This window comes from Kitasatospora sp. NPDC002965 (genome assembly GCF_040611255.1).
Lineage (GTDB): Bacteria > Actinomycetota > Actinomycetes > Streptomycetales > Streptomycetaceae > Kitasatospora.
The window spans coordinates 60,323-67,895 of record NZ_JBEXNT010000034.1 but is presented as its reverse complement, the minus strand read 5'-3'; the positions used below and the strand labels follow the sequence as shown (position 1 = coordinate 67,895).

Genomic DNA, 7,573 nt, shown 5'->3' with positions numbered 1-7,573 from the left:
GGCGCCCCCCGCCCGCCGGGGGGGGGGGGCGGTGCCCCCCCCCCCCCGGCGCCCCCCCCCCCGCCCCCCACCACCGCGTCAGGCCGTGATCAGGTGCCCGCTGCCGCCGTGTCTAAGGCACTCCTGGTTGATCGCCGGATCCGGGGCGCTCGGCGAGGTGGCGGCGGCGATCCGCAACTCGATGATGTCGCGGACGGCGGGCCACTCGTCGTCCAGGATCGAGTAGAACGCGGTGGACCTGACCACTCCGTCGAGCCCGCGCGAGTGCGCCCGCCGGACGCCCTCCGAGGTCGCGCCGAGCCGCTCGATGGCGGCCCGCGACCGCTGGTTGCGGGCGTCGGCACGGAGCGAGATCCGCTGGACGCCCCACACCTCGAAGGCGTGCCGGAGCATCAGCAGCTTGGCCTCGGTGTTGATGCCGGTGCCCTGGGCGCGCGGGGAGAGCCAGGTGTTGCCGATCTCGGCGGCGTCGGGCACGGCGGTGGCCGGGTCGCCGAAGGGCACGCCCGGCGCCGGGGGCCAGACCAGCGGGCCCTGCCAGTAGTCGAGTTCCAGGAAGCGGGTGGAACCGACGACCCGGCCGTCGGCCTGGCTCACGGTCGCGAACGGCAGCGACCGGCCCGCGGCCTGGTCGGCGAGGGCCCGCGAGATGTACTCGCGGGCCGCTTCCAGGCCGTGCGGGACGGGCGTGAAGGCGTAGGTCGTACGGTCCTCGGCGCCGGCCTGGGCGATGGCCTCGGCGTGGTGCGCGGCGAGGGGCTCCAGCCGCACGGTGCGGCCGGTGAGGATGAGAGGTACGGGCACGGAACCTTCGGTCCTTCATCGGTCGGAGGATGCCGGCCCGTGCCTGGGTGCGCGCGGGCCGAGCAGTGGACTTTTCGCCCCGCCCCGGAGGTCCGCCCGCCGGCACCCGCGCACGCCGGAGGTCCGGTCGGGCGGGGTGGGGGGGGCGGCGGCCCGGAGACGGGCAGCGCGGTGCCGGAACGGACACGGGTCCACGGACCGGTCCGGCGGGATGAGCGAGGGGACAGTGTGCGTCCGCGAGATGGCCGATGAGGATACGAGAGCGCGAAGGGAAACAGGCGGCCAGGTGAAGGCAAGATGCGTCGTAGGTGGCTGGCCGAGCACCGGGCCGGGACGTGATCGACGGCGTTACGGACGACGTGACGACGACGCGACGATGCGAGGCAGCGAGAGGACGATACCCGCCAGAAGGCGGTGCGTCACTTCGCAGCACACGAATGGCCGCCGGGTGCGGCGGCGGGCTGCCTCGACGGGCCGTTCAGCCGCCCCTGACCAGGGCTTTTCCCATCGGGTGCGATCATGGTCGAGTCGGCCCTCCGGGGGCGCGCCGAGCGCTCGCGGGCGGCGCGGGACGGCGGCGGGCGCGGGCGGGCGGTGGCCGGAAAGGCGCGGGAGTCCACAGTGGGACCGGCGGAAGGCCGCGGAGGCGTTCCGGGGCCGTCGTGGGCGGCCCGGTCGGCCCGGTCGGCCCGGTCGGCCCGGTCAGCCCGGTCGTCCGGTCGGTGCGGCGGGAGGATTCCGGGCAGCGGAACGGGGGGAGTCCCGCAGCCGGGGAGGCGAATCCCGGCAGCGGGAATTCCGGCGGAGCGCCGCACGCTGCACGAGGAGAACCGGCACGAGTCCGACGAGTAGCTAGAGACCGAGTAGAGAGCGGGGTGTGGGTACGCGGTGCGTGATCCCCAGGCGCTGTACGAGCTGGATCAGCAGGGCGTGGCCGCCGTGGCCGCGGCGAGGGCCGCGCTGGCCGACACCGGCGCGGGTCTGGTGCTGCTCCACCACTTCGAGGGCTTCATGGACGCCGGAGAGGCCGGCGGCCAGGTGGTCACCCACCTGCTGGAGGCCGGGGAGCCCCAGGTGGTGGCCCGTTTCGACCACGACCGTCTGGTGGACTACCGCGCCCGCCGCCCCGCGATGCTCTTCGACCGCGAGCACTGGTCCTCCTACGAGCCGCCGGAGATCCTGCTCCAGTTGGTCCACGACGCGGCCGGCTCGCCGTTCCTGCTGCTCACCGGGCCCGAGCCGGACGTCGAGTGGGAGCGGTTCATCGCGGCCGTCCGCGAGTTGGTCGAGCGGTTCGACGTCCGGCTGTCGCTCGACTTCCACGGCATCCCGATGGGGGTGCCGCACACCCGCCCGGTCGGTCTGACCCCGCACGGCAACCGCCTCGACCTCGCCGCCGGCTACCCGCAGTGGTTCGAGCAGGCCCAGGTGCCCGGCAGCGCGCAGGCCCTGCTGGAGTTCCGGCTCGCCGAGGCCGGGCACGACGTGCTCGGCTTCGCCGTGCACGTGCCGCACTACGTGGCGCGCACGGCGTACCCGGCGGCCGCGGTGCTCATCCTGGAGGCGGTGCAGTCCGCCACCGGGCTGGTGCTGCCCGGCACGCAACTGCGCGAGCAGGTCGACGGCGTGTACGCCGACATCGAGGACCAGCTGTCGCAGGGGGACGGCGACCTGCGCTCGGCGATCCGCGGCATGGAGGGCCAGTACGACGCGGTGGCGGGCGCCGAGGGCCGGGAGAGCCTGCTGGCCGAGCCGGTGGACCTGCCGTCGGCGGACGAGCTGGGCCGGCGGTTCGAGCAGTTCCTGGCGGAGCACGAGCGCGGTCCGGAGTAGCGAAAGCCCCCGGAGCAGTGCGAGCCCCCGGGCCGGCGGACGCCGCCCGGGGGTGACGAATGCCCCTCCGGGGGTGAGGAATACCCTCCGGAGAGACGGGCACGGCCCCGAAGGACGGGCACGGTAGGGAGGCGCCGGAATCCGCCGGTTCCGGCGGGATCGATCCGGCGTCTCCGTCCGTTGGGATGGCGGTGCCCGGGGGACGGGCCGTCGTAGGAAGAACGCCAACGGCTCCTACCCGGGGGGATCCCGTGCCTCTGTCCGTACGCCCGAAGGGCGCGCCCACCGGCGCCCGGTCGGGCTCGTCGTCGACCGTTCCGTCCGCCACGCCGCAGACCGACCCGTCACGGGCCGTACCGAGGGCCCTGACAGGTGCCCTGACCGTCGGACTCGCCGCCGTCCTGCTCACCGCCTGCTCCGGCACCGGAGGTGCGGACACCGCCGTCGGCGCCGCCGTACCGGGGGGTCCGCAGGCGAACCGGGCGGCGTCGGCCACGCCGACCCCCACCCCGACACCGACCGGTCCGTACGTGGCGCTCGGCGACTCGTACACCGCGGGGCTCAAGATCAGCCCGCAGGCGGGGGAGCCGAAGGGCTGCGCCCGCTCGACGGTCAACTACCCCAGCCTGGTGGCCAAGGCGCTCGGCCTGGCGGGCGGTCAGTTCCGCGACGCCAGCTGCAGCGGGGCCCGCACCGGCGACCTGACCGGCTCCCAGGAGACGGGCAGCGGCACCAATCCGCCGCAGCTGGACGCGATCGAACCGGCCACCCGGCTGGTCACCGTGGGGATCGGCGGCAACGACGCCGGGTTCATGGAGGTCGTCACCCAGTGCGCCAAGGAGAACCTGGTCGACGCGGTCAAGGAACTGGTCGGCTCCGGCCGGGCGCCGGCACCGTGCCGCGAGCACTACGCCGCGTCGGACGGTGCCGACCAGGTGCAGCGCAAGGTGGACGCGGCCGGTGAACGGCTGGGCGAGACGCTGAAGGAGGTCAAGCGCCGCGCTCCGCAGGCGAAGGTCTACGTGGTCGGCTACCCCTCGCTGCTGCCGGCCGACCCGGCCGTCTGCGTCCCGGTGCTCGGCAGGACCGTCGCCGGGGGTGATCTGGGCTTCCTGGTGGAGAAGGAGCAGCAGCTCAACGCCATGCTCAAGCGGCGAGCGGAGGCGGCGGGCGCGGTCTTCGTGGACCTCGCCGCGCCCTCGTCCGGCCACGACATGTGCGCGGGTGAGGCCGCCCGCTGGGTCGAGCCGCCGTTCCCGGCGCCCGGTCTGGCGGGGATCCATCCCAACGCCAAGGGACAGGAGGGCGCCGCGGCGGCCGTCCTCAGGGCGGTCCGCGGCTGAACCGGCACCGGGCATCGGCTGTCGGCTCGTGAAGGCGCAGGCTCGTGAAGGCGCAGGCTCGTGAAGGCGCAGGCTCGTGAACGTGCCGGGCCGTGGGCCAGTGGCTGCGGCAGGGGCGGCGGGAGGGCCCGGGAGGGCCCTTCCGCGGGCGGCCGAGCGTTCACGCCCCGGCCCGCGTCCCGTCGCGCGCGGCACACTTCCGGTGTCGGGGGCTCGGCGTACCGTGAAGGGCATATGGACGACACCACGCACCGCCTCGCCACCACCCCGAACCCGTACGACCACGCCGCCGAGGCCCGCTGGGTGCCCGAACCGGACAAACGCCCGGGCCGGACGGCGTTCCAGCGCGACCGCGCCCGCGTGCTCCACTCCGCCGCCCTGCGCCGGCTGGCCGGCACCACCCAGGTGGTCGCCCCGATGCGCAGCGACTTCCCCCGCACCCGGCTGACCCACTCGCTGGAATGCGCCCAGGTCGGAAGGGAGTTGGGCGCGGCGCTGGGCTGTGACCCGGATCTCGTCGAGACCGCCTGCCTGGCCCACGACATCGGCCACCCGCCGTTCGGCCACACCGGTGAGGAGGCGCTCGACCAGGCCGCCGAGGCCTGCGGCGGCTTCGAGGGCAACGCGCAGTCGCTGCGCATCCTGACCCGGTTGGAGCCCAAGCGGTTCGCCCCGCAGGACGAGGAACCCGCCCGGCTGGCCCCCTGGCCGGGTCGCAGCGTCGGGCTCAACCTCTCCCGCGCGGCCCTGGACGCCGCCACCAAGTACCCGTGGACGCACGGCGCGCACCCCAACGACCCGGCCTCGCCCAAGTACGGCGTCTACGCCGACGACCTGCCGGTCTTCCGCTGGCTGCGGGCCGGGTCCCCGGCCGGGCGCAAGTGCTTCGAGGCCACCGTCATGGACTGGTCCGACGACGTCGCCTACTCCACCCACGACGTGGAGGACGGCCTCCAGGCCGGTCACATCGACCCGGCCGCGCTGCTCGCCCCGAGCGAGCGCGCCGAACTGTTCAAGGTCGCCGAGCGCTACGCCACGGACGCCGAGCCGGAGGAGCTGTCGGACGCCCTGGACCGGCTGCTCGCGCAGGAGTGGTGGCCCCAGGCGTACGACGGCACCGCCCGGGCCCGGGCCGGGCTGAAGGACCTCACCAGCCAGCTGATCGGCCGCTTCTGCTTCGCCGCCGAGCAGGCGACCCGCGCCCGTTACGGCCCCGGCCGGCTCACCCGGTACGAGGCCGAGCTGGTGGTGCCGCGCGAGGTCCGCCTGGAGTGCGCGGTGCTCAAGGCGGTCGCCGTCCGGTTCGTGATGCAGCGCGACGAGCAGGCCCAGCTCCGGGCCCGTCAGCGGATCGTGATCGCCGAGCTGGCGTACGTCCTCAACGAGCGCGCGCCGGAGGGGTTGGACCCGGTCTTCGCCGCGCTCTACCACGAGGCCGAGGACGACCGGGGGGCCCTGCGCGCGGTGATCGACCAGATCGCCACCCTCACCGACGCCTCGGCGCTGGCCCTCCACGGCAAGCTGGTCGGGGCGGCCTGGACCTGAGCCCGCCGGGGCCCGCCACCGGACCGGATGGGGAGCGGCCCCGGGAAACCCCGGCCACCCCAGTAGACTTCCGGGGTGGCCGGGCGGATCAGGGACGAAGACGTACAGGCGGTGCGGAGCGCACTGCCGATCGATGCGGTGGTCGGCGACTACGTACAGCTGACCAACGGTGGCGGCGGCGAGTACAAGGGCGTCTGCCCCTTCCACGACGAGAAGTCCGCCTCGTTCTACGTCAACCCCGCCAAGGGCGTGTTCCACTGCTTCGGTTGCCAGGAGAACGGCGACACCATCGCCTTCCTGATGAAGATCGAGCACTTCACCTTCGCCGAGGCCGTCGAGCGGATGGCCGCTCAGGCGAACATCACGCTCCGCTACGAGGAGGGCGGCTACAGCCCCCGTCACCAGCAGGGCGAGCGCACCCGGCTGGTCGAGGCGCACAAGGTGGCCGCCGCCTACTACCAGGAGCAGCTGGTCTCCCCGGAGGCCGAGATCGGCCGCCGTTTCCTCTCCGAGCGGGGCTTCGACGAGGAGGCCGCGAAGACCTTCGGTGTCGGTTACGCCCCCGTCGGCTGGGAGCACCTGGTCCGCTACCTGCGCGGCAAGGGCTTCAGTGACAAGGAGATCCTGCTCGGCGGTCTGGCCTCGCAGGGCCAGCGCGGTGGTCTGATCGACCGCTTCCGGGGCCGGCTGGTCTGGCCGATCCGCGACATCGCGGGCGAGGTGATCGGCTTCGGCGCCCGCCGGCTCCGCGAGGACGACAACGGGCCGAAGTACCTCAACACCCCCGAGACGCCGATCTACAAGAAGTCGCACGTCCTGTACGGCCTCGACCTGGCGAAGAAGGAGATCGCCAAGTCGGGCCGGGCCGTGGTGGTCGAGGGGTACACCGACGTGATGGCCTGCCACCTGGCCGGGGTCACCACCGCGGTCGCCACCTGCGGGACGGCGTTCGCCGAGGACCACATCAAGATCATCCGCCGGCTGCTGATGGACACCTCCCAGTACCGCGGCGAGACCGTCTTCACCTTCGACGGCGACGCGGCCGGCCAGAAGGCCGCGCTGCGCGCCTTCGAGGACGACCAGAAGTTCGCCGCCAAGACCTCCATCGCGGTCAGCCCCGGCGGTATGGACCCGTGCGACCTGCGCCTGGCCAAGGGCGACGAGGCGGTCCGCGAGCTGATCGACAACCCCGTGCCGCTCTTCGAGTTCGCGTTGTCCTCGGCCGTCGCCCGGCACCGGGTGGACACGCCCGAAGGTCGGTCGGCGGCCCTGGAGGAGGCGGCGCCGATCGTCGCCAAGATCAAGGACCGTTCGATCCAGCACGAGTACGCCGTCCGGCTGGCCGGCATGCTCGGCATCCTGGACGAGCCCTTCGTCGTCCGCCGGGTCTCCCAGCTGGCCCGCTGGGACCGCGAACGCCAGCAGAACCCGCGCGGCACCGGCCAGCAGCGCCGCCCCGACCCGTCGCAGCCGGTCCGCCCGGCGCGCCCCGTCTTCACGGTCAACCCGCGCGACCCGGCCCAGTTCGTCGAGCGCGAGCTGCTCAAGCTGGCGCTCCAGCACCCGGACCTGGTCGCCCCGGCCTTCGACAACTACGCCGAGGACGAGTTCCCCACCCCGCCGTACACCGCCGTGCGCCGCGCGATCGGGCAGGCCGGCGGCGCCGCGTACGGGGCGACACTGGCCGACTTCACCAGCACCGTGCGCGAGGCCTGCCCGGACGACCAGGTGCGCTCGCTGGTCACCGAGCTGACCGTGGAGCCGGTGCGCTCGCGCCGCAAGGTGGACGCCATCTACGCGGGGGAGTTCCTCGTCAAGCTGCGGCTGCTGGCCGTGGACCGGCGGGTGAACGAGGTCCGGGCCCACCTCCAGCGGCTCGGCAACCGGGCCGCCGCCGAGGAACTGCACGCCGTGCAGAGCGAGCTGTGGCAGCTCCAGCAGTACGGGCAGCAGCTGCGCAGCAGGGGTTCGGCCGCGCTGTAGCGCCGTCGGGGCCCCGGCGGCCGACGCGCGCCGATCCTGGCGGACCGCGCTCAGAAAGTCCGCGC

General features: G+C 74.0%; 5 protein-coding genes. 4 read left to right on the top strand and 1 reads right to left on the bottom strand.

Features of this window, described 5'->3' with window-relative positions; genetic code table 11:
- Positions 1-78: 78 nt before the first annotated feature.
- Positions 79-804, bottom strand: a complete 726-nt coding sequence (locus tag ABZY91_RS16335; protein ID WP_329879004.1) for a GNAT family protein — start codon at positions 802-804, stop codon at positions 79-81.
- A gap of 888 nt (positions 805-1,692) precedes the next feature.
- Between ABZY91_RS16335 and ABZY91_RS16330 the strand changes: the two genes are divergently transcribed.
- The 4 genes from ABZY91_RS16330 (at position 1,693) to dnaG (ending at position 7,508) form a co-directional block, all read left to right on the top strand.
- Positions 1,693-2,637, top strand: coding sequence for a PAC2 family protein (locus ABZY91_RS16330; RefSeq protein ID WP_329879003.1), 945 nt, complete (start codon positions 1,693-1,695; stop codon positions 2,635-2,637).
- Between the two features lie 251 nt (positions 2,638-2,888).
- A complete protein-coding gene (locus ABZY91_RS16325; RefSeq protein WP_355402923.1) occupies positions 2,889-3,980 on the top strand; it encodes a GDSL-type esterase/lipase family protein in 1,092 nt (363 codons plus the stop codon).
- A gap of 234 nt (positions 3,981-4,214) precedes the next feature.
- Positions 4,215-5,525 carry a deoxyguanosinetriphosphate triphosphohydrolase gene (locus ABZY91_RS16320; protein WP_355402921.1) on the top strand — a complete coding sequence of 437 codons (1,311 nt, stop codon included), beginning with the start codon at positions 4,215-4,217 and terminating at the stop codon, positions 5,523-5,525.
- Between the two features lie 75 nt (positions 5,526-5,600).
- Positions 5,601-7,508 carry a DNA primase gene (gene dnaG / locus ABZY91_RS16315; RefSeq protein WP_329879000.1) on the top strand — a complete coding sequence of 636 codons (1,908 nt, stop codon included), beginning with the start codon at positions 5,601-5,603 and terminating at the stop codon, positions 7,506-7,508.
- Positions 7,509-7,573 lie beyond the last annotated feature (65 nt).